The following is a 20,081-nucleotide window of genomic DNA, read 5'->3' as shown; positions in this document are numbered from 1 at the left end:
TCGCGGCGGCTGCGGGGCGCGCTCGGGTTGCGCGGGCGCCTGATGGCGGTCGGGGTGCTCGGCGTCTCGGGGGGACTGGCCGTCGGCGGGCTCGTCCTGCTCGCGGTGCTGGGCTGGGCCCTGCAACGCGCCGTGGACACCGAGGCGTTCCGGACCGCCGACGCGGTCGCGCTGCTCGCCGCCGAGGAGGTCCTGCCCGACCCGCTGCCGGTGGCCGGGGGACAGGTCCGGGTGCAGGTGATCGACGCCGCGGGGAGGGTGCGGGCCGCCTCGATCGACGCCGACCGGTTGGTGCCGATGGTGTCGCCGAAACGGATCGACGCCGGCGCCCGGCAGCGGCTGACGGTGTCGGGGGAGCGGGTCGGCCTGGCCGGGCCGGTCCGGGTGGTGGCCGTACCGGCGGGCACCGCCGCCGATCCGCGCACCGTCCTGGTGGCCCGGTCACTGGCGGACGTACGGCACAGCGCGCATGTCGTCCGGACCATCCTGCTGGTGAGCTTCCCGCTGCTGGTGGCGGTGCTCGCCGCCGTGGCCTGGCGGGTGGTGGGGGCGACCCTGCGCCCGGTGGAGGGGTTGCGCCGGGGCGCCGAGGAGATCACCGGGCGGGACGGCGGCGGGCGGCTGCCCGTACCGGCTTCACAGGACGAGATCCACCGGCTGGCGGTCACGCTCAACGGGATGCTGGGCCGGCTGGAGTCCGCCCGGGACCGGCAACGGGCGTTCGTCGCCGACGCGGCGCACGAGCTGCGCAGCCCGCTGACGAACATCCGTACCGAGCTGGAGGTGGCCCGGCGGCTGGCCGACCGGACGGACTGGACGGCGGTGTCGGCGAACCTGCTCGCCGACACCGAGCGGCTCGGCCGGCTCGTCGACGACCTGCTGCTGCTGGCCCGGCTCGACGAGGGGCCACCGGCGCGGGCCACCGGGCCGGTCGAGCTGGGTGCCCTGCTGGCGGCGGTGGCGGCCCGGTACCCGTCGCCGCCGGTGCGCCTCGACGCGCCAACGGTGCCGTTGTGGACCGAAGGCGACTCCGACGAGCTGCGACGGATCCTGACCAACCTGGTCGACAACGCGGTCCGGCACGCCCACGGCGAGGTGGTGCTGGCCGTCGGGCCGCCCACCGGCCGGGGAAAGAGCGACGGCAGTGGTGTCGGCGCGACGGCGTACCACCTGGTGACGGTGACCGACGACGGGCCGGGTGTCCCGGTTGCGGACCGGGAGCGGGTCTTCGGCCGGTTCACCCGGCTGGACGACGCCCGGGCCCGGGACGACGGCGGTGCCGGCCTCGGCCTGGCCATCGTGCGCGAGCTGGTCCGCCGGGCCGGCGGCGGCATCGACCTGGCCGACGCGCATCCCGGCCGGGCCGGCGGTCCGGGGCTGCGGGTGCGGCTGCTGCTGCCGGCCCTGCCCGACCCGGAGCGCCCCTGACTGGAAGGGGCCGACGCCGGCTCGTCAGCTGCGGCGGGTGCAGACCTCCGGTGCCCGGGCGATCGTGTCGGTCGACCAGACGACCGCGACCGTGAAGCAGTAGTCGGTGCTGCGGTTCAGGCCGTAGACGACGAAGGCGGTGGTGCCGGCGGGCAGGTTGGCGAAGGCCGTCTGCGCCTGGCCGACCCGGCCGCCCGAGATGACCACCGGGCCCTCCCCGCCGGCCGGGTAAGCCCAGCGCAGCGCCACGTTGTCACGGTTGTCGCGCAGCGTCACCGAGCTCGGCGGGCTGCCGGGGGAGGCCACGGCACCGGTTGTCGGGCCGGCGGCGGGCGGGGTGACCGTGCCGGCCGCTGCGGAGGCCGGTCCGCCGGTCGCCACCGGGGGCGCCGGGTCGGAGTCACCGTCCACCCCGGCCACTCCGGCGATCACCGCCGCCGTGCCCAGCAGCACCACCGCGACGCCACCGACGACGAGCGGCAGCAGCCGGTTGCCGCGCCGGGGCGGGGCGCGGTGCACCGGCACCGGCAGCAGCCGCGACGGCTGGTAGGGCTCCTCGGGTGCGCCGTGCTGGCGGACCCGGTGTACCCCGTCGGCCTCCTCGTTGGCGCCGCCGGCCAGGGGGACGACAGCCGGCGGCACGGCGCTGTCGGCCGGCGCGTCCTCGGCGGCGGCCTCGGGGGGCCACCAGCCGGGTGGCGGGTCCTCCGCCGGTTGTCGGGGTGTCGGCACCACGTACGGCGGCCCGGCGTACGGGTCCGGCTCCGTCGGGCGGTAACCCGGCTGCGAGGGGTGGTACGCCGTCGACGGCCCGTCGCCCGGGGGCGGGGTACGCGCGGACGGCACGATCGGGTCGTCCCGGCCGACGGGGGCGGTGTCGGCGCAGACGTGGTCCGGGTTGGCCGCCGCCCGGGCCAGCACCGCCACCTGCGCCGCCAGCGGATCGTCGGCCGGCAGGTGCTGCCGGCACAGCTCCCTGGCGAGCGCCAGGTTGTCGTGCGCCTCGACGAACTGCCCGCAGTCGCGCTGCATCGCCCCGAGCCGGGCCAGCATCTTGATCCCGCTGGGGTGCCCGTCACCGTAGACCTCGCGGTGCAGCTCCCAGGCGTCCTGCAACCGGTCGCGGGCCACCGGGCACTGGCCGCGCGCGTACTCCACGGTGGCCAGGTCTGCGTGGGCGGCGAGCACCCGCAGTGACTCGGGACCGTCCAGCGCGGTCAGCTCGATGATCACTTCCTGGTAGAGCCGGGCGGCGCGGGACCAGCTGCCGACCCGGTGCAGCACTGCCGCGAGGGTGGCCGCGGCGGCCACGGTGCGCTGGTCGCAGCGCCCGTACAACCGGGTTGTGGCCGCGTACGCGAACGCGGCCCAGCCCCGCGCGGAGTGCGGCTCGCCGAGGGCGACCAGCACGCGGGCCTGGAGGCTGGCGGCCTCGGCCAGCTCGGGCGTGGCGTTGGCCGGACGCGGGTCGGCGTCGGTCAGCGCGTCGGCGAGCAGCCGTTGGGCGCCGGCGAGGTCGCCGGCGGAAACCAGGTGGTGCGCCTGGTCAGTCAGTTCACCGAAGCCGGAAGGCACGCCCCATCGTGCTCATCCGACGACGGTAAGTACAAGACCCGGACAGGGGTGGATTGGTCAGGAACCGGTCAGGTGTGCGGCGAGCGTCTCGCTGATCCGGCGCAACTGGTCCACCTGGGCCGGGCTCAACGCGTCGAACAGATGCCGGCGTACCCCCTCGACGTGGCCGGGCGCGGCGGCGGCGAGGGTGGCGAATCCGTCGTCGGTCAGGACCGCGATCTGCCCGCGCCGGTCGGTGGGGCACTCCTCGCGGCGGACCCAGCCGGCCGCCTCCAGCCGGGCCACGGCGTGCGAGAGCCGGCTGCGCGAGGAGCCGCTCGCCTCGGCCAGGTCGCTCATCCGCAACCGCCGCTGCGGCGCCTCGGAGAGCCGGACCAGGATCTCGTAGTAGGCGTGCGGCATCCCGGCTTCGCGTTGCAGCTCCCGGTCCAGCGTCTCCATCAGGGCGCGGGAGGAGGTCAGGTAGGCGCGCCAGGTGCGTTGCTCGTCGGGATCCAGCCAGCGGGTCATGACGTCCATCATACGTCATATAGTTGAATGCTCAACGAAATCACGCTAGCGTCGGGGCATGGGAATCCACCGCCTCAACCACGCCGTGCTCTACGTCAGTGAGCTCGCCCGCAGCGTCGCCTTCTACCGCGACGTGCTGGGCTTCCGGCCGATCCCGATGACTCCGGACGGCTTCCGGGGCGCCGCCTTCCTCCAGGCGCCCGGCTCCACCAACGACCACGACCTGGGCCTGTTCGAGATGGGCGCGGGCACCGGCCGCTCCACCGCCGGTCGCGGCACCGTCGGGCTCTACCACCTGGCCTGGGAGGTCGACACCCTCGACGAGTTGGAGGTCACCGCGCAGCGGCTCACCGCCGCCGGAGCCCTGGTCGGTGCCTCCGACCACGGCACCACCAAGAGCCTCTACGGCCAGGACCCGGACGGGCTGGAGTTCGAGATCGTCTGGCTGGTGCCCGCCGACCGGCTCGACGACGCCGCCCTGGCCGCGCGCAAGCGGATCGGCCGGCTCGACCTGGACGCCGAGCGGCGGCGCTACGGCGGCCAGACCCGCGGCGGGGTGGGCATCTCCGTCCCGGCGTGACCCGACCGGGCACCGCCAGCCCCGTCCGGACCCGACCCGGGGCACCGCGACGCCCCCACCAGGTGCCGCGACGCCCCGACCGGGGCACCGCGACGCCCCGTCTGGGCGGGGGAGCTGACCCGGCCGGGGCGGGCGTGCGGTAGAACGGCAGCATGCCGACCGACGCCGTCCTGCGCGAGCTGCTCGTCCGACACCTGGATACCTGGCTACCGGGCGCGCTGCACCGCGCCCGCCGGGCCACCCTCGCCCTGGCGTACGCCGGTGGCGACGCCGGCTCCGCGGAGGCCGCGCTGCGGGTGGTCGCCGGACACGCCGACCGGCTGCGGGGTCGCCAGCTCACCGTGCTGGTGCTCGCCGACGGCACCGAGGAACTGCCGGCCCGGCTCGGCGCCGTGGAGGCGGAACTGCCGGCAGGCGTCGCCGTGCACCTCGTGCCCGGCGGCCCGGCCCGGTTACCGGTGGCGGTGAAGGCGGCCGGTGCGGCCGGCGCGCCCCTGCTGTCCGTCGTGGACGACGATGCCGCCGACCCCGCGGTGCTGACCGCCGCGGCGGCCGGTAAGCCGGCGGACATGCTGCTCGCCACCGCCCCCGGAACGGCCGCGCGCGTCGCCCTCGCCGACGCCGGGTTCCCGCTGACGACCGAGGTGGAGGTGGTGCCCGCCGACGGCGCCCCCGGGCGGCTGTTCGCCTTCGCGACCGGGTCGGGCAAGAGCCTGGAGGCGTTCAAGGAGGCGCTCTGGGCGGTCGACGGGGCCGCCGGCGTGCGCTACCGCGACCCGGCCGGACGGCTGCACGACGTCGTCGGGGGCCCCGAGCCCGGCCCGCTGCACCGCGAGTTGCTGGCCGAGCTGGCGCGCTCCGGCCCGCGTACGGTCACCGAGCTTCGCCGGCACGCCCTCACCGAGACCGTCTACCGGTCGTCCGACGCCGTCCGGGCGTTGACCGGGCTGCTCGACGCGGGGGAGGCGGCCCGCGACCCGGAACACGGCCGGCTCGGCGGCGACGTGGTCATCTCCGCACGGGACACCGGGCCGGCCTCCTGACGCATCCGCGCCTCACGATGGAGAGTCGGCTTCTGACGCAGACGCCGAGCGGGGTGCCGGTGAAGCACCGGCACCCCGCTAGACCTCGGGACCTCACGCCCGGGACTTGTCCTGCTTCCAGGACAGCGGACCCGGCAGGTCGACCCGGTGCGCCTTGGCTCGGGAGTTCCAGGACCAGCGACCGATCTTGATGCTCCAGGACGAGAAGCCGTTCTCGGTGAAGTTCAGGATGATCGGGCCGTACTTCTTGCGCTTGCGAAACATCAGACCCATCGTCGTGCTCCCTTCGAGTCCCTTCCCTGCCCTGTCGAACCCGAACATGCCCGGATCGCCGAATCGCGAAACCCCTGTCCCGTCCGGCATGGACGGTGCCAAGGACCGGGGCAACCCCGCAGAACCCGGCCCGCGCCCCGTGGCCCCGCCCGCCGGGACAGGGGTTCACCTCGATGTCGGCCGGCGCCGATCCGGAGTGGGCGGCGTCAGGCGGGGGCGCGGTTGACGACCAAGACGCGGGTGACCGTGCCGTCGGCCTCGGCGATGTCGCGCTCGTGGACGAAGCCGAGCCTGCCCAGCAGCGCCAGCGAGGCGTGGTTGGCCTCGGCGACCGTCGCGTACACCCGGGGCAGGCCGAGGGTGTCGAAGCCGTGGCGGACCAGGGCCCGGGCCAGTTCGGTGCCGAGACCGGCGCCCCAGGCCGGCTTCGCCAGCGCGTAGATGATCTCGTGGCCGTCGACCTGGTCCGTGCGCTTGAGCTCGGCGTGCCCGACGTAGTGACCATCCCGGCGCACCGCCCACACGTCGAAGAGGTCGTCCGCGTAGACCTTGGTGAACACCCGTCCGAAGAGGGCGCCGGCCTCGTCGGCGGTCAGCGGGCCGTCGCCCATGAACCGGCCCACCTCCGGGTCGGTGAGCAGGGCTATGAAGTCCTTGGCGTCGTCCGGCCGGTAGGGCTCCAGCAGCAGGCGGTCGGTGTGCAGGGTGGGAGTGGGCATCAGCGCGGCTCCCAGGCGTCGGGCAGAGCCGTCAACCTGCGGACGTGGGCGGGCAGCCGGCCGCTGACAATCTCCGCGAGGCTCACCTCGTCGACCACCCGCCGCACGGCGGCCCGTACCGCGACCCAGAGCCCGGGCAGGTTCTCCGCCGCGCCCTCGTAACGGGTCTCCTCCGGGCGCAGCCCGCGGACCCCGGCCAGCGGACCCTCCACCGCGCGCAGCACCGCGCCGACGGTCACCTCGCGCGGCGGCCGGGCAAGCGTGTAGCCGCCCTCGGCGCCGCGCTGCGCCCGGACGATGCCGGCCCGTCGCAGGTCGGCCAGGACGGCCTCCAGGAACTTGCGCGGCATGTCCTGCTCCGCGGCGATGGCCTGGGTGGACATCAGGCGGGGGTACGCGGTGGCGAGGCTCAGGGTCGCCCGTACCGCGTAGTCGCCGCGCGCGGAGATCTGCACCCCGCCATCATGCCCCGCGTGGGCGGCCGGTGGCGTCGGCGGGCGGCCGGGGCCGGACGACCGGCCCGGGTACCGGCTGCTCACGGGCCGCGCGGAACACGCCCGGGCTCACCCCGACCTCGCGGGTGAAGAACCGGCCGAAGTTCGTCGGCTCGGAGAAGCCCAACCGCCGGCCGATCCGGGCGATCGGCTCGTCGGTGGCAGCCAGCAGCCGGCTCGCCTGGAGGGCCACCCGCTCGTCGACCACCTGCTTGGCGCTGCGCCCGGTCACCGCCAGGCAGGCCCGGGTGAGCGTACGCACCGAGCAGTCCAGCCGGGCGGCGTAGTCCTCGACGCGGCGGGTGTGCTGGTAGCCGCGTTCGACCTCCCGGCAGAGCCGGTGGAAGGTGGCCGCCTCCGCCCGGGTCGCCCGGTGGTCGCATCCGGGCAGCAGCGACAGCCGCAGCAGCAGCACGGCGAGCTGGTGACGTAGCAGGCCGCGGGCGGCGGCCACCCCCTGGTGCCGCTGGCAGTCCACCACCAGTTGGCTCACCTCGGTGATGACCGCGTCCTCGTCCTCGCCGGCGAGCTGGATCCGGGCCGGGATCGCGTCCGGGTCGACGTCGACCCCGCGCAGCGCCGCCGCCTCCCAGCGCACCACCGTCGCGTCGAGTTGCGGGCCGGCACAGCGCAGCACCTGGCCGGCACGCACCCGCAGCAGCGTGCCGGGCCGGCAGGGCAGCGCGCGGAAGTCCAGCTCGGCGGTGCCGTGTCCGCCCGTGGTCAGCACGAGCAGGTCCTTGCCCAGCAGCACCGGACGTCGCCAGCGCGGGTCGGAGGCGAGGTCACCGAGGGCGACCGTGTCGATCTCGGCGGGGGCGGTCGCCGCGGTGCCAAGCGGAGCGGGGGAGAGCTGACCGGAAGAGACCATTGCCTGCGACGGTAGCCCGGCGCGACGATCAACGCATCCCGGACGCGGCGCGGGGTCGCCCGAGCCGGGGGCTGGCGGTGGTCCTCGGGCGGCACCGCGCGGCCTGGGCGGGCCGACCCGGAAGGGGTTGTCGAGGTCGTTGGGGGCGGGCTACGTTACCGAACGGTAGCGCCGTCCGGTCGCGGCGTCGGCCGGCACCGGTCCGCGCCGGTCGGGTCGCCCGCGCCCCGGCAGCCCCGGCCGACTCGCGATGGGATGGGACATGACGGATCTGTTCTCGGTCGAAGGCAAGACGGTCCTGGTCACCGGCGGCTCGCGGGGGATCGGCCTGATGATCGCCCAGGGCTTCGTCCGGGCCGGCGCAAACGTGATCATCTCGTCCCGCAAGGCGGACGTCTGCGAGGCCGTGGCCAAGGAACTCTCCGCCGAGGGGCGTTGCGAGGCCATCCCCGCCGACCTCGGGGACGACGCCGGCGCCGAGGGCCTGGCCGCCGCCGTCCGGGAGCGCGTCGACCGCCTCGACGTGCTGGTCAACAACGCGGGCGCGACCTGGGGAGCACCGCTGGAGTCGTACCCGGAGAGCGCGTTCGACAAGCTCTGGGCGGTCAACGTCAAGGCCGTCTTCCGGCTCACCACCGCGCTGCTGCCCGCGCTGCGCGCGTCCGCCAGCGCCGACGACCCGGCCCGCGTGATCAACATCGGCTCCATCGACGGCATCCGGGTGCCAACGATGGAGGTGTACGCGTACTCGGCGACCAAGGCCGCCGTGCACATGCTCACCCGCAGCCTGGCCCACCAGCTCGCCGGCGAGCAGATCACCGTCAACGCGATCGCGCCGGGGCCGTTCGAGAGCAAGATGATGGCGTTCGCGCTGGACGACCCCGCGTCCCGGGCCGCCATCGAGGGGCAGGTGCCGCTGGGTCGGATCGGCCGGCCGGAGGACATGGCCGGCACCGCGATCTACCTGTCGTCGCGCGCCGGGGCGTACCTCACCGGTGCGGTGATCCCGGTCGACGGCGGCATCACCACCCATGGCTGAGCCCGGCGTGGGGCGGGAGGCGGTGCGCGTACCCCCTGGTGGGCCGGAGCCGCGCGGACTCGGCAGATCCGCGCGGCCTCGGGCGACCGTTGTGGCCGGTGGTTCAGCGACCGGCGAGCAGCCGGCTCACCGCGGTGTCGACGTCCAGGTGCTCGGCCTCGCGGCCTCGTGGGACGACGACGTAGGTGCGCCGCAGGAAGCGCACCAGTACGCTGCGCGGCACCTCGAAGAGGGCGTTGCCGTCGGGCGACGACAGCGCCAGTGCGACGAAGTCCCCGCGCGGGGTGGCCCAGGGCCAGACCCGCACGTCGCCGATGCCGGCCGGCTCGTCGAGGCCGGTGACCAGCAGTTCCCGGGCGAACGACCAGCTGACCGCCTCGCCGCCGGCGGATTCGGCGTGGAACAGGACATGGACCGCATACGGATCAGCAGGGTCGTAACGCAGACTGGCACGCACCGGCAAGGCGGTGGCGTCAGGTGCGACGAGCCTTAGCGACGTCTCGACCTCTACGGTCGTCGGTCGGATGACACTCATGGACGATCTCCCCCCGGCACCGCTGCGGAACGCGCGTGTCCCGCTTTTCCCATACTCAGGTGCTACTCCTGGCTACGCTCCGCCATACGCTGACTTCACCCAGTGGTGGGAAGGGGGTCGGAAAAGCCGCGTGAATGTGAAGATTCATGTAGGATTTCCGGTTCTGCCCAGTGCGTGATCCCGCCCGGCATCGGGTGGTTCAGTCGTCGACTTACTCCGGTAACGTCCAGTCGTCCATTCCAGTGACGGGCGAGAGCCACACTGGGGGAGGAAATGACCACGAAACGATCCTCAGTGGATCCGATGGCAGCGCCGGGCCCGCCGAATGTCGCGGCCCGGACGGCCGAAAGGCGGGGGTACGGGGTGCCGACGGAACAGCACGACCGGCCTGGTCGGCCGGCGTCCGAGCGGGGTGGCGCCGGCGGTACGGCGCTGGCCGAACGGCGGCAGCGACCGCGCTGGCGGCAGCGGCTCAGCACCACCCTCGCCCTGATCCGGGCCAACCCGACCGGACGCGTCACCCTCAAGATTTTCGTCGCCATCGCCGGCGCCCTCGTCGTCACCATCGGTATCGCCCTCATCCCGCTGCCCGGGCCGGGCTGGCTGCTCGTGATCGCCGGCCTCGGCATCTGGGCCGTCGAGTTCCACTGGGCCCGCCGGCTGCTCGGCTTCACCCGCCGGCACGTGCACAGCTGGACGCAGTGGGTGAAGGACCGTTCACTGGCCGTACGCTGCCTGCTCGGCTCCGTCGGCCTGGTCTTCGTCGGCTCGGTGGTCTGGCTGTCACTGAAGTACAGCTTCGGCATCGACGTGGTCGCTGAGGCGCTGCACTACCTGGCGACGCACTGACCCCGGCGTCTGGGCCGCTCCGTGGCGCGCGGGCCCCGGATTTCCGGTCCGGTCCCTCGATCGGGTAGAGTCAGCGGCGCTGAGGGCGATTAGCTCAGTGGGAGAGCGCTTCGTTCACACCGAAGAGGTCGCTGGTTCGATACCAGCATCGCCCACGCAGGTCAAAGGCCACTTCCCAGTCTTGGGAGGTGGCCTTTCTGCTGTCGTGCAGCAGTGAAGTACAGCAGTGGCGTCAGCGGCTGAGGGAGTCACCGAGGCGCTTGAGCGCTTCTCGCGTTGCCGTTGGTCGAGGCCAACATGTCGGGCCTGCCGGGCGACAGCCCTGCCACCCGAGTGACCCCCTGACAAACCGAAAGCGTGGCCGAGCCGTCCGAAGCCGGCTCGGCCCCGCCGGGCAGGTTCAGAACCGGGGCGGCCCGCTCCCAACCGCCCCACCTGGTCTGAAACGGACGCCGCCCGGCCTGTCACCAACCCGGATGTTCATCGCCAGGTGGACCAGCGCAGGGTGTGCGCTGGTGGTTGGTGGCAGGGCGAGGACGAAGGCGTTGAGGAGTCGGCGGATCTCGGCGACGGTCAACGCGGCTGATCCGTCGGGCGGGCAATTAGGATGCGACCGGCCGGTCGGAGTGCCGCCGCCCGTACGGCGGGCGGCGGCACTCCGGTCACGATCAGTCAGGAGATGCACGCGTTGGGGTGGAACTACGGCCCGCTGTCCACCGAGGTCTACAACCTCGACAAACCGATCGGGCACTCGTTCGGCGACGTCGAGTACTACCGACGCCAGCTCGGCGGCATCGAGGGATCCGTGTTGGAGCCCGCGGTCGGCACCGGCCGGGTGCTGGTTCCGCTGCTGGAGTCTGGTCTACGGGTCGAAGGGTGTGATACCTCCGCTGACATGCTCGCTCTGTGCCGTGCCGAGTGCGCGAGCCGGGATCTTGCCCCGGTCCTGCATCACGCCGACATGGCCGACTTCCTCCGCCCCGGAGCATATTCGGCTGTGATCATTCCGGCGGGCTCCATCGTGCTCCTGGACGGAAGGGAGGCCACCGCCCGCGCACTGGCGAATTTTCATCAGAACCTTGAGCCTGGCGGCTGCTTGCTGATCGACGTACCGGCTCCCGACATGGCCACGGACGCCGCGCCGATGCGCTACTGGCGCAGGGATGACTACGTCTGGACGCTCCAGACGCTGCGAGTCGAGTACGACCGGGCGACCAACCAGAGGACCGAATGGCTGCGGTATGACAAGTGGCACGACGGCGCCCTGGTCGGCAGCGAACTACAGCTGTTCCGGCTGCAGCTCTGGAGTATCGCGGAGTTCAGACAGCTGCTGGTCGATGCCGGCTTCACCGATGTCACCGTGACCGCCGACTACGGCGACGCCGCACCCGGCCCCAGTAGCGACAACTGGACCTTCCGCGCGCTGCGGCACTAGCCTCGGCCCTTCGTTGAGGGCTGTCCAAGGGGCGGTCAGATAGCAAAGAAGTGCCTTCTGATCGCATCGCCGTGGATCTGGCGGTGATGCTCGCCGACGGTGGTGAGGCGATCGCCGACCTGGCGGTGCTGCGTGACCAGTGCGCCCTGTTCGGGCCGGTCGCCTCCGACCCGACCGCGTGGCGGCTGTTGTCGCAGTTGAACGAGCGGATGCTTGGTGCGGCGGGCGGATGGCGTACCGGTTGCCTCGCGCTCGAAACGTGAAGTTCAGTGGTCTCCTCGCAGGCTGGAGGCAGTTGTTGGGGCGCCCGCCTACGCCGGCCTTGCCCCGGTCACCCGACGGCCCGGCGGCAGCATCCGCGGCGAACATCCACCAGCGGGCGGCAACATGCCCAGCTGCTGAGTGGTGAGAAGGACCGTCACTCCGGGAGCCGCTCAGAGCGGCTGCTTGGGGCGCCACCGAGCGGTTTCAATCCATTGTGGACGTAGGCTACGCTCTCCGCCGGGCCTGCCGACTCGACCGGTGCGTGCGGCGGAGGCAGCCACCGGCAACGGTGGCCGACGCCGAACGCAACCCGGGTGACCTGCGGCGATCCGCGGACCCCGGGGCCGCTCTTGGGCGGACTTCCCGCCGCCGCTGCCTGCGCCGCCACCGCCACCGCCACATCAACGAAGGATCGATTCAGTTGTACGACGCGATCGTCATCGGCGCCCGCTGTTCGGGTGCGTCCACCGCCCTGTTGCTCGCCCGGCGTGGACACCGGGTGCTGGTGGTGGACCGCTCCTCGTTCCCCAGCGACGTCATCTCGACGCACTTCCTCTGGCCGCACGGGATGTCCTACCTGAACCGGTGGGGACTGCTGGATGAGGTCCTGGCGGTCACTCCGGCGCACACCACGGTCGAGGTGGTCAACGACGGTATCTCGCTGACCGGCTCGGTGCCGACCGAGCTACTGCACGAGTACTTCCGGGACCTGCACGGCGACGACTCGGGCGTGGTGCAGAGCTATGCGTCCGTGCGGCGCCGGGTGCTCGACGAGATCCTGGTCGGCGCGGCCGCCAAGGCCGGTGCCGAGGTGCGCACCAACTTCACCGTTCGTGAGCTGATCGTCGAGAACGGGCAGGTCATCGGTATCCGGGGGCGTGCGGTCGACGGACAGCTGGTCGAAGAGCGGGCCCGGATCGTGGTTGGTGCCGACGGCCGGAATTCGTTCGTCGCCCGCACCCTCGCGCTGCCGAAGTACGACGAGCGGCCCCGCTGCACGTTCGCCTACTGGAGCTACTGGTCCGGCTTCGACCTCGGTCCGGCACAACTGCACCGGCGCGGCCGGCTGGCCTGCGCGGTGGCGCCGACCAACTTCAACCAGAACATGGTCCTGGTCTGGGGGCCGAGTGAGTGGTCGCGGGAGTTTCGCGGTGACGTGCCGGGCAACTACCAGAAGGCGTTGGACTTCGTCAGTCCGGAGCTGGGCGACGTGGTGCGGACCAAGGGGACCAGGGAGGAACGCATCTACGGCACCCTGGACCAGTCAGCTTTCCTCCGGCCACTGCACGGGCCCGGGTGGGTGCTCGTCGGTGACGCCGAGTCGGCCAAGGACCAGTGCACCGCGATCGGCATTACCCATGCCTTCCGTGACGCCGAGCTGGTCAGCGCCGCACTCGACCGGTGGCTCCGCGGTGACGCGTCGATCGACGAGGCGATGACCGCCTACGGGGACCGCCGCCGAAGCCAGAACGCTGCCGCCTACCACGACTACGTCTGCACCCTTGCCGAGATGCGCCCGTATCGGCACGACGAGCTGCAACTGTTCGTCGCGTTGCGGGGCAACCAGCAGGAGACCGACCGGTTCATCGCCACACACGCCGACGTCGCGCCCGTGTCGGAGTTCTTCCAGGCCTCCAACCTCTTCCTGCTCAACGACGCCGCGAAGGAGTCCTCCGCCGACCACGCGGTCTTCGAGGACTTCGCGGAGACCTCCCGCAGCTACCAGCAGAACCTCTTCGCCTGATGATCCACCAGGGAGACGACACCGTGACCACCGAGCTCGACCAGCGTGAAGACGGCGAACTGATCGGGATCATCCTCAAGGCGGCAAACTGCCGGGACTTCGAGACCATGGCGCGTACCGCGACCGAGGTCTCCGAGATGACCCGCAACTGGGCCACTCACATTCCATGGGACGACCTCGCGTCGCTCGAAGGTGCCGACGACGAGCTGGCCCAGGTGGTCGCCGACCTCACCGAGATGTGGGAGCCGGCCCACCTGCGCAACCCCGTCGACCCCGACGAGGAGTACGCCCTGGACAAGAACGCGTACGACTTCTACCGACCCGCCGGCTGCAACCTGCTGACCCGCACCGAGGACTTCTACGGCTGGGTGCAGGCCCGTCGCCGCACGGAGACGTGGCAGTACTCCCGGGTGCTGGAGGCGGCACCGGACAGCGTCGCCCAGATCACCAACGACCTGGGCCGGCGGGCCCGAGGGATCAACTTCAACTCCCAGGACTACCTGTCGTTCAACACCCACCCGGCAATCCGGGAGGCGGCGGCCAAGGCGATGCACGACTACGGGCCGCACAGCGCCGGCTCGCCGATGGTGCTCGGCAACACCCGCATCTCCGACGATCTGGAGGCGGCCCTCGGCGACCTGGTCGGGCTCGACCACGTGACGCTCTTTCCGACCGGATGGGCGGCCGGCTTCGGCGCGGTCGTCGGTCTGGTCCGGCAGTCCGACCATATCGTGATCGACCGGCTGGCCCACTCCTGCCTCCAGCAGGGGGCACGGGCGGCCACCCGGAACGTGGTCCGCTACGAGCACCTCAACGTCGAGGCGGTACGCCGGCACCTGACCGAGATCCGGGCCACGGACACCCGCAACGGCATTCTGGTGGTCACCGACGGGCTCTTCTCGGTGGACGCGGACTGGCCGGACCTCGTCACCCTGCAACGCGTCTGCCGGGAACACGACGCCACGCTGCTGGTCGATGTGGCGCACGACCTGGGCTCGATGGGGCCCGGCGGCACGGGCGTGCTGGGGATGCAGGACCTGCTCGGCAGCGTCGACATCGTGATGGGCGCCTTTTCCAAGACGTTCTGCTCCAACGGTGGCTTCGTGGCTTCCAACTCGCCAGCGTTGAAGCAGTACATCAAGATGTTCGGCGGCTCGCACTTCTTCTCCAACGCGCTGTCACCGGTGCAGACCGCGGTGGTACGGGAGGCCACCAGGATCATCCGGTCGGCCGAGGGGGACGTGCTGCGGGCCCGGCTCTTCACCGCGATCCACGCCCTGCGCGACGAACTGACCGGCCGGGGCCTGACCTGCATGGGTGAGCCGTCACCGATCGTGCCGCTACTGATCGGCAACGAGAAGCTGGCGCGGACGGCGAACCGCCTGCTCTTCGACCGAGGGGTGTTGGCATTCATGGTCGAGTTCCCGGTGACCCCGACCGGCTCGTCCCGGTTCCGGCTTCAGGTGCAGGCCGGGCACCATCCCGAGGAGGCCCGCGAGGCTGCCCGGATCATCGAGGGCGCCATCGCCGACTCCCGGGCGTACCTCTCCAGCGCCTTCGGCAGCGCTCCCCACTAAGGGCAATGCCGTTCAGCCAGGGCGGTGGGTCGGTTTGTCAATCCTCGCCTGGAGATCGGTAGAGGGGGCGCTACCTGTTCGGCTCGTGCGGGCCCGCAGGTGCCGGGTGGTTTCCGTCTCAGCCGGCGGGGTTGGGTGGTGTGGTGGTGGCGCGGGTGAGCATGCAGGTGGCGGCGAGGGCGCAACATCCAGCGACGGCGGTGAGCAGCGGCACGTACCCCGCGGCGGTGTGCAGGAGCGTGGCGGCGGCGAGGGGTGCGGCGGCTTTGGCGATGGTGACGGGGGCGGCGAGTCGCCCGGCGATGGTGGCGTAGGCGGCGGTGCTGTACCGGTCGGCGAGCAGGGCGGGAGTGGCGAGGCTGGTGATGCCGAAGCCGAGTCCGAAGCCGACGATGGTCGCGATCGCGCCGGTGCGGGTGTCGGCGAGCAGGGGCATCGCGAGGACGGCGGCGGCCTGGGTGGCGAAGACGGCGGCGACGATGGTGGTGACCTGCAGGTGTCGGCGGGCGGCGGTGAGGACGAGCCTGCCGGTGACGGACAGGACGCCGAGCAGGCCGGCGGCGGTGGCGGCGAAGGTGGCGGGGTGCCCACGGCTGACGAGGTAGCCGATGAGGTGCACGGTCATGGTGCTGGTGGCCGCGCCGTGGGCGACGAGGCTGCCGGCGAGGATCCAGAACCGGGCGTCGCGCATCGCGGCCGTGACGACCGCGCGCCGGTGGGTGTGCTCGGGTCGTGTGGTGTGGGCGGGTGCAGTCGTCGTTGTCGGCTGGGGGCGGCGGATGGTGAGCGCGTGTAGGGGCACGGTGACCAGTCCGTGGATGGCGGCGAGGACGAGCAGCGTGTCGCGCCAGCCGAGATATGCGTCGAGCAGGCCGGTCAGGGGCATGAAGATGGTGCTGGCGAACCCGGCCACGACCGTGACCGCCAGCAGGGCGGTGGTGCGTCGGTCAGGGGTGAACCAGGAGACGATGACGGCGAAGGCGGGTTCGTAGAGGACCATCGCGCCGGTGATCCCGATGCCGATCATGACGGCGTAGAGCTGGCCGATGGTGTGGACCTGTGACCAGGCCACGAGCAGGGCGGTGGCGGCGAGCGAACCAGTGGTCATGAGGGCACGTCCGCCGTGGTGGTCGAGCCACCGGCCAACGGGGATGGCCGAGAGTGCGCCAGCGAGGACGGAGGCGGTGAGCGCGCCGGTGACGGCGGTGGTGGAGACGCCGAGGGTGGCGGCCATCGGGTTCAGCAGGACCGCGTAGGCGTAGTAGAGCGTGCCGTAGCCGATGGTCGAGGTGACGGCGAGGGCGGCGACGATCCGCCAGCCGTGGGCGTGGTGCCCGCCGACCGTGGGGTCGGCGGGCACTGTCGTGGTGGTGGGCATCAGCTGCCGCAGCAGCCGCCAGCCTGAGCGCCAGCGGGTACGGCGTTGAGAGTGACCAGCTGTAACGGCGCGGCCAGCAGCCCACCGGAGATGCCGGTGGCCAGCCCTCGTCCCGCCGGCTCGGCGGCCGGCGCCGGCCCGCAGCAGCTGTCGCTGGTCGCCGAGTCGTCCGGGTTGCTGTTGCACACGCCGGTTTCGGGCAGGTCGAGCTGGACGTCGCGGGCTGCCTGCCAGTCGCCGGCGAGGGCGGCGACGACGGAGCGGACCTGCTCGTAGCCGGTGGCCATGAGGAAGGTGGGGGCGCGGCCGTAGCTCTTCATGCCGACGGCGTAGTAGCCGACCTCGGGGTGGGTGAGCTCGTCGACGCCGTGCGGGGGGACGGTGCCGCAGGAGTGCTCGTTGGGGTCGATCAGTGGGGCGAGGGCGCGCGTGGCGCCCATGATCGGGTCGAGGTCCAGGCGCAGTTCGGCGGCGATGGTGTGGTCGGGGCGGAAGCCGGTGGCCGCGACGATGCGGTCCACGGTGATGGGCTCCTCGCTGCCGTCGGCGTGCCGGACGACCACGGTGACCCGGCCGTCGGTCGGGGTGAGGGCGTGCACGGAGAAGCCGGTGAGCAGCCGGATCCGGCCGGCGTCGACGTGGTCGCGCAGCCGCGAGCCGAGTGCGCCGCGCGCTGGTAGGGCGTCGGCGTCGCCGCCGCCGTAGGTGCGTGCCGGCGAGGAGGTCCGGATCGCCCAGGTCACCTCGGTGCCTGGCTGGTCGGCGGCCAGTTCGGCGAGGGAGAGCAGTGTGTTGGCAGCGGAGTGGCCGGCGCCGACGACGAGGGTGTGCCGGCCGGCGAACCGGTCCCGGTCGGCGCCGAGGACGTCCGGCAGCGCGTGCTCCAGGTGCCTGGCTACGTCCCGCTCACCGCGGGCGGGGAGACCGGAGGCGCCGAGGACGTTCGGGGTGCCCCAGGTGCCGGAGGCGTCGATGACCGCCCGGGCCAGGATCTCCTCGCCGTCGGCGAGGCGGATGAGGAACGGGGTGGTCTCGCGCCCGGCGGTTCGCAGGCGGTCCAGGCCGAGCCGGCTGATCGCCTCGACGCGGGTGCCGTAGCGCAGGTGGGGCTTGAGCTGCGGCAGTTCCGCGAGGGGCTGAAGGTAGTCGGTGACGAGTTCCGCGCCGGCGGGTAGGGCTTCCAGGTCGGGGGCGACCCAGCCGGCCTCGTCCAGGAGCCGGCGGGCGGCGGGGTCGATGTTGTATCGCCACGGGGAGAAGACCCGCACGTGCCCCCACTGCCGGACCGCGGCGCCGGGGGTGTCGCCGGCTTCGAGGACGGTGAAAGTGATGCCGCGTTCGTACAGGTGCGCGGCGGCGGCCAGACCGACCGGGCCGGCGCCGATCACCACGACGGGCAGTTCGGTCAGGGTGCTCATCAGACAACTCCTTTGTATTGAAAACTGTCAGATCAGGTAGGTGGACGGGCGCTCTGCCTGGGCTGGGGTTGGTCAGGTGATGGCGGGGCTGCGTCGTTCGAGGAGGACGACGTCGCGCCATCGGCCGTCGTGGCACCCGACGCGTTCGCGGGTGCCGATGATCCGGAAGCCGGCGCGCTGGTGCAGGGTCAGGCTGGCGGTGTTCTCGGGGAAGACGCCGGACTGGAGGGTCCAGATGCCGGCGGCTTCGGTGGAGGCGATCACCGCGTCGAGGAGTAGCCGGCCGGCGCCTCGGCCGTGGGCGGCGGGATCGATGTAGACGGAGTGCTCCACCACGCCGGCGTAGACGGCGCGCGTCGAAGTGGGCGAGACGGCGATCCAGCCGAGGACGAGGTCGTCGCCGTCGACGGCCACGAAGCGGTGCGCGGGCAGCTTTGCGGCGTCGAACGCCGCCCAGGTGGGTGCGCTGGTCTCGAAGCTGGCGTGCCCGCCATCGAGGCCCGCCTGGTAAATGGCGAGGACCCGCGCGGCGTCGTCGGCCGCCATGGGACGGACGGTGATGTCGGCCATCAGCAGGCTCCGTTCGGGTGGGGAGCGGGTCGGCCCATGACGACGTCGGCGGCGGAGGGGAAGCAGCCGACGCAGGCGTCGTTGATGCGGTAGTGCCGGGCCGTGCCGACCGGGTCGACGAGGACGAACCGCACCTCGGTGAGGATCTTCAGGTGCTGGGAGACGGTGGACTGGGCCAGGCCGACGGCGGCGACGATCTCCCCGACACTCATCGGCCTGGCATGGCGGGCGAGGTACTCGACGATCTGCACCCGAGTCGGGTCCGCGAGGGCCCGGAACCACGACGCATACCGCTGAGCGGTCGCCCGGTCGAGCAGCTCGTCCACACCCGCCCCCTTCTATCGTTTATCGCCGATTGGCGATGGAAGTGTAGCGGGTGCGGAAGCGGCGAGAGACACGGCCGCGACAACCAGTCGGGCGACGGCCGCCAGGGTGTGCGGGTCGACGCGGTCCGGGGTGTCGGCGGGGCTGTGGTAGCCGCCCATCCCGGCGCCGATGCCGACTGCCGCGAGGCCGGCGGCTGCGTAGCGGCGGTTGTCGGAGGCGACCGGTCCGGCGACGAGGGGAACGCCGGTGTGCCGGCCGGCCTGGTCGAGCAGGGCGAGTAGCGCGTGGGCCGGCCCGCCAGCCTCGACCGCGGCGGCCTGGTCGAGGAGGCCGGCGCCGTCGACGTTGATGATCAGCGGACGGGCGTCGGTGGTACGTAGCCGCTGGCTGTGGTGGGCGGAGCCCAGCGCGCCGACCTCCTCGGCGTCGAGCAGCGCGACGGACAGCCCCACCCCCGGGGGCCGCGCGGTGGACAGGATCCGGGCGGCTTCCAGGATCACCGCGACGCCGCTGGCGTTGTCCGCCGCGCCGGGCTGGCGCAGGCCCGGATGATCGCCGACACCGTCGTAGTGGGCGGTCAGCAACACCTCGACCCCGCCCGGCGACGCCGCCTGTAAGGCGGCATGAATGTTGGCGCCGGTGACGTCGCGACGGCGCAGCGGGGTGTTTCCGCTCAACCACCCCGCATCGGTGGCAGCGGCGGCGAGAGCAGCGCGGTGGGTGCCCGCGTCGAGGGTCAGGATGGGCAGGGGTCCCGGGTTCGGGCCGGCGAGGGCCGTGTACTGCCAGCCGTCTGCGTCGACAGCCCGGCTCACCAGCAGGCCCGCGGCGCCCTGGGCGTCACGGTAGGCGTCGAACAGATTCATGCCCGTGGGCGCCACCAGCCACCGGCCGGTCGGGTCACTGCTGCCGGCCACGCCCAACGGGCCGCGCCTGGCCTCGACGGTGTCGGCCGAGGCCGAGTGGACCGCGACCTCGCGGCCGAAGGCCAACACTGTCGAGGTCTCGCCCTCGCCCCACATGACCGTGGGCGCCGCGTACACGTCGGGCACGGCACGGACCGGGAAATCGTCCGTCGCGACCGTCGCGCCGAGGCCGGCGAGGCACTCGGTGAGCCAGGCGCGGGCGGCGGCCCCGCCTGCCGTGCCGACCCGACGGCCGGTGAAGTCATCCGAGGAGAGAGTGGTGACGGTGGCGAGCATCCGCCCGGGTGACACTCTCGCGAGGATCGCCTCCAGGTGGGCGGATGATCCCGATGCCGAGGTCATCCGCAGCACCCCTGACCCGCGTTCACGGCCTCGGCCCTCGCCTCGGTGCCGCAGCAGGAGCCCGCCGCTTCGGAGGCCTGCTGAGTGCCGCAGCACGGTCCCGCGGCTGCCGCCTGGCCAGCGGGCGGAAGGATCGAGCCGACTGCCGCAGCCGGGCTCCCGCAGCAGGAACCGGAGCCCGTCA

20 protein-coding genes, 1 tRNA gene and 1 pseudogene are annotated in these 20,081 nt (G+C 72.6%); 10 read left to right on the top strand and 12 right to left on the bottom strand.

All coding sequences use genetic code 11. The annotated features are described in order from the left end of the window. Positions 1 to 42: 42 nt before the first annotated feature. The gene (locus GA0070608_RS00985) at positions 43 to 1,428 is read left to right on the top strand and encodes a sensor histidine kinase (protein ID WP_091619985.1); all 1,386 of its coding nucleotides are present in this window, start codon (positions 43 to 45) and stop codon (positions 1,426 to 1,428) included. A 24-nt stretch (positions 1,429 to 1,452) separates the two neighbouring features. On the opposite strand, the gene GA0070608_RS00980 is transcribed toward GA0070608_RS00985, so the two are convergent. Further along, entirely contained in the window at positions 1,453 to 3,003 is a 1,551-nt protein-coding gene (locus tag GA0070608_RS00980; protein WP_091619982.1) for a tetratricopeptide repeat protein, read from the bottom strand. A gap of 57 nt (positions 3,004 to 3,060) precedes the next feature. Next, positions 3,061 to 3,522: a MarR family winged helix-turn-helix transcriptional regulator gene (locus tag GA0070608_RS00975; RefSeq protein WP_091634032.1), complete on the bottom strand. Its 462-nt coding sequence runs from the start codon at positions 3,520 to 3,522 to the stop codon at positions 3,061 to 3,063. Positions 3,523 to 3,571: 49 nt separating this feature from the next. Between GA0070608_RS00975 and GA0070608_RS00970 the strand changes: the two genes are divergently transcribed. After that, entirely contained in the window at positions 3,572 to 4,093 is a 522-nt protein-coding gene (locus GA0070608_RS00970) for a VOC family protein (protein ID WP_091619979.1), read from the top strand. 152 nt (positions 4,094 to 4,245) lie between these two features. Then, the gene (locus tag GA0070608_RS00965; RefSeq protein WP_091619976.1) at positions 4,246 to 5,136 is read left to right on the top strand and encodes a hypothetical protein; all 891 of its coding nucleotides are present in this window, start codon (positions 4,246 to 4,248) and stop codon (positions 5,134 to 5,136) included. Between the two features lie 93 nt (positions 5,137 to 5,229). On the opposite strand, the gene GA0070608_RS00960 is transcribed toward GA0070608_RS00965, so the two are convergent. From GA0070608_RS00960 to GA0070608_RS00945, 4 genes are all read right to left on the bottom strand, one after another. Next, positions 5,230 to 5,409, bottom strand: coding sequence for a DUF4236 domain-containing protein (locus GA0070608_RS00960; RefSeq protein ID WP_007075522.1), 180 nt, complete (start codon positions 5,407 to 5,409; stop codon positions 5,230 to 5,232). Positions 5,410 to 5,615: 206 nt separating this feature from the next. Beyond that, a complete protein-coding gene (locus tag GA0070608_RS00955; RefSeq protein ID WP_091619973.1) occupies positions 5,616 to 6,128 on the bottom strand; it encodes a GNAT family N-acetyltransferase in 513 nt (170 codons plus the stop codon). Next, a complete protein-coding gene (locus GA0070608_RS00950) occupies positions 6,128 to 6,583 on the bottom strand; it encodes an RrF2 family transcriptional regulator (RefSeq protein WP_091619970.1) in 456 nt (151 codons plus the stop codon). The genes GA0070608_RS00955 and GA0070608_RS00950 overlap by 1 nt, the downstream gene beginning before the upstream one ends. Before the next feature lie 7 nt (positions 6,584 to 6,590). Then, entirely contained in the window at positions 6,591 to 7,493 is a 903-nt protein-coding gene (locus GA0070608_RS00945; RefSeq protein WP_091619966.1) for a helix-turn-helix transcriptional regulator, read from the bottom strand. 262 nt (positions 7,494 to 7,755) lie between these two features. Here GA0070608_RS00945 and GA0070608_RS00940 point away from each other — a divergent pair, with 262 nt between their 5' ends. Continuing rightward, complete coding sequence (locus GA0070608_RS00940) at positions 7,756 to 8,532, top strand: glucose 1-dehydrogenase (RefSeq protein WP_091619962.1); 777 nt, start codon at positions 7,756 to 7,758, stop codon at positions 8,530 to 8,532. A 103-nt stretch (positions 8,533 to 8,635) separates the two neighbouring features. Here the strand turns inward: GA0070608_RS00940 and GA0070608_RS00935 are convergent, their stop codons facing one another. Continuing rightward, positions 8,636 to 9,067 (bottom strand): SsgA family sporulation/cell division regulator, encoded by a 432-nt coding sequence (locus GA0070608_RS00935; protein WP_067311359.1) that lies wholly within the window; start codon positions 9,065 to 9,067, stop codon positions 8,636 to 8,638. 303 nt (positions 9,068 to 9,370) lie between these two features. Here GA0070608_RS00935 and GA0070608_RS00930 point away from each other — a divergent pair, with 303 nt between their 5' ends. From GA0070608_RS00930 to GA0070608_RS00905, 6 genes and pseudogenes are all read left to right on the top strand, one after another. Continuing rightward, positions 9,371 to 9,916, top strand: coding sequence for a TIGR02611 family protein (locus GA0070608_RS00930; protein ID WP_091634027.1), 546 nt, complete (start codon positions 9,371 to 9,373; stop codon positions 9,914 to 9,916). Positions 9,917 to 9,999: 83 nt separating this feature from the next. Next, a tRNA-Val gene (locus GA0070608_RS00925) sits at positions 10,000 to 10,071 on the top strand. 533 nt (positions 10,072 to 10,604) lie between these two features. Continuing rightward, positions 10,605 to 11,351 (top strand): class I SAM-dependent DNA methyltransferase, encoded by a 747-nt coding sequence (locus GA0070608_RS00920; protein WP_218107478.1) that lies wholly within the window; start codon positions 10,605 to 10,607, stop codon positions 11,349 to 11,351. Between the two features lie 62 nt (positions 11,352 to 11,413). Continuing rightward, positions 11,414 to 11,566, top strand: a pseudogene (locus tag GA0070608_RS00915) (IS1380 family transposase); the annotation flags it as partial. Positions 11,567 to 12,030: 464 nt separating this feature from the next. Further along, positions 12,031 to 13,359 (top strand): NAD(P)/FAD-dependent oxidoreductase, encoded by a 1,329-nt coding sequence (locus GA0070608_RS00910; protein ID WP_091634020.1) that lies wholly within the window; start codon positions 12,031 to 12,033, stop codon positions 13,357 to 13,359. A gap of 23 nt (positions 13,360 to 13,382) precedes the next feature. Then, the gene (locus tag GA0070608_RS00905; protein WP_245715653.1) at positions 13,383 to 14,936 is read left to right on the top strand and encodes an aminotransferase class I/II-fold pyridoxal phosphate-dependent enzyme; all 1,554 of its coding nucleotides are present in this window, start codon (positions 13,383 to 13,385) and stop codon (positions 14,934 to 14,936) included. A 118-nt stretch (positions 14,937 to 15,054) separates the two neighbouring features. Here the strand turns inward: GA0070608_RS00905 and GA0070608_RS00900 are convergent, their stop codons facing one another. The 5 genes from GA0070608_RS00900 to GA0070608_RS00880 all read right to left on the bottom strand — a co-directional run bounded on the left by GA0070608_RS00900 (position 15,055) and on the right by GA0070608_RS00880 (position 19,897). Then, on the bottom strand, positions 15,055 to 16,314 hold the full coding sequence (locus GA0070608_RS00900) for an MFS transporter (RefSeq protein ID WP_091619951.1): 1,260 nt from the start codon (positions 16,312 to 16,314) through the stop codon (positions 15,055 to 15,057). Then, on the bottom strand, positions 16,314 to 17,732 hold the full coding sequence (locus GA0070608_RS00895) for an FAD-dependent oxidoreductase (RefSeq protein ID WP_091619948.1): 1,419 nt from the start codon (positions 17,730 to 17,732) through the stop codon (positions 16,314 to 16,316). The genes GA0070608_RS00900 and GA0070608_RS00895 overlap by 1 nt, the downstream gene beginning before the upstream one ends. A gap of 72 nt (positions 17,733 to 17,804) precedes the next feature. Further along, a complete protein-coding gene (locus tag GA0070608_RS00890; protein ID WP_091619945.1) occupies positions 17,805 to 18,302 on the bottom strand; it encodes a GNAT family N-acetyltransferase in 498 nt (165 codons plus the stop codon). Further along, positions 18,302 to 18,628: an ArsR/SmtB family transcription factor gene (locus GA0070608_RS00885; RefSeq protein ID WP_091619942.1), complete on the bottom strand. Its 327-nt coding sequence runs from the start codon at positions 18,626 to 18,628 to the stop codon at positions 18,302 to 18,304. Before GA0070608_RS00885 ends, GA0070608_RS00890 begins: the two co-directional genes overlap by 1 nt. 12 nt (positions 18,629 to 18,640) lie before the next feature. Beyond that, positions 18,641 to 19,897, bottom strand: coding sequence for a M28 family metallopeptidase (locus GA0070608_RS00880; protein WP_218107477.1), 1,257 nt, complete (start codon positions 19,895 to 19,897; stop codon positions 18,641 to 18,643). Positions 19,898 to 20,081: the final 184 nt, after the last annotated feature.

This window comes from Micromonospora peucetia (assembly GCF_900091625.1).
In the GTDB taxonomy this organism is placed as follows: domain Bacteria; phylum Actinomycetota; class Actinomycetes; order Mycobacteriales; family Micromonosporaceae; genus Micromonospora; species Micromonospora peucetia.
Note: the sequence above shows the minus strand (reverse complement) of the source record. Positions and strands in the feature narration are given on the sequence as shown.

Coding starts and splice junctions, on each gene's coding strand:
- GA0070608_RS00935 (WP_067311359.1), bottom strand. CDS start 9,067: ATGAGTGTCATCCGACCGACGACCGTAGAGGTCGAGACGTCGCTAAGG.
- GA0070608_RS00930 (WP_091634027.1), top strand. CDS start 9,371: ATGGCAGCGCCGGGCCCGCCGAATGTCGCGGCCCGGACGGCCGAAAGG.
- GA0070608_RS00955 (WP_091619973.1), bottom strand. CDS start 6,128: ATGCCCACTCCCACCCTGCACACCGACCGCCTGCTGCTGGAGCCCTAC.
- GA0070608_RS00890 (WP_091619945.1), bottom strand. CDS start 18,302: ATGGCCGACATCACCGTCCGTCCCATGGCGGCCGACGACGCCGCGCGG.
- GA0070608_RS00965 (WP_091619976.1), top strand. CDS start 4,246: ATGCCGACCGACGCCGTCCTGCGCGAGCTGCTCGTCCGACACCTGGAT.
- GA0070608_RS00960 (WP_007075522.1), bottom strand. CDS start 5,409: ATGGGTCTGATGTTTCGCAAGCGCAAGAAGTACGGCCCGATCATCCTG.
- GA0070608_RS00895 (WP_091619948.1), bottom strand. CDS start 17,732: ATGAGCACCCTGACCGAACTGCCCGTCGTGGTGATCGGCGCCGGCCCG.
- GA0070608_RS00970 (WP_091619979.1), top strand. CDS start 3,572: ATGGGAATCCACCGCCTCAACCACGCCGTGCTCTACGTCAGTGAGCTC.
- GA0070608_RS00900 (WP_091619951.1), bottom strand. CDS start 16,314: ATGCCCACCACCACGACAGTGCCCGCCGACCCCACGGTCGGCGGGCAC.
- GA0070608_RS00975 (WP_091634032.1), bottom strand. CDS start 3,522: ATGGACGTCATGACCCGCTGGCTGGATCCCGACGAGCAACGCACCTGG.
- GA0070608_RS00880 (WP_218107477.1), bottom strand. CDS start 19,897: ATGACCTCGGCATCGGGATCATCCGCCCACCTGGAGGCGATCCTCGCG.
- GA0070608_RS00940 (WP_091619962.1), top strand. CDS start 7,756: ATGACGGATCTGTTCTCGGTCGAAGGCAAGACGGTCCTGGTCACCGGC.
- GA0070608_RS00985 (WP_091619985.1), top strand. CDS start 43: ATGGCGGTCGGGGTGCTCGGCGTCTCGGGGGGACTGGCCGTCGGCGGG.
- GA0070608_RS00945 (WP_091619966.1), bottom strand. CDS start 7,493: ATGGTCTCTTCCGGTCAGCTCTCCCCCGCTCCGCTTGGCACCGCGGCG.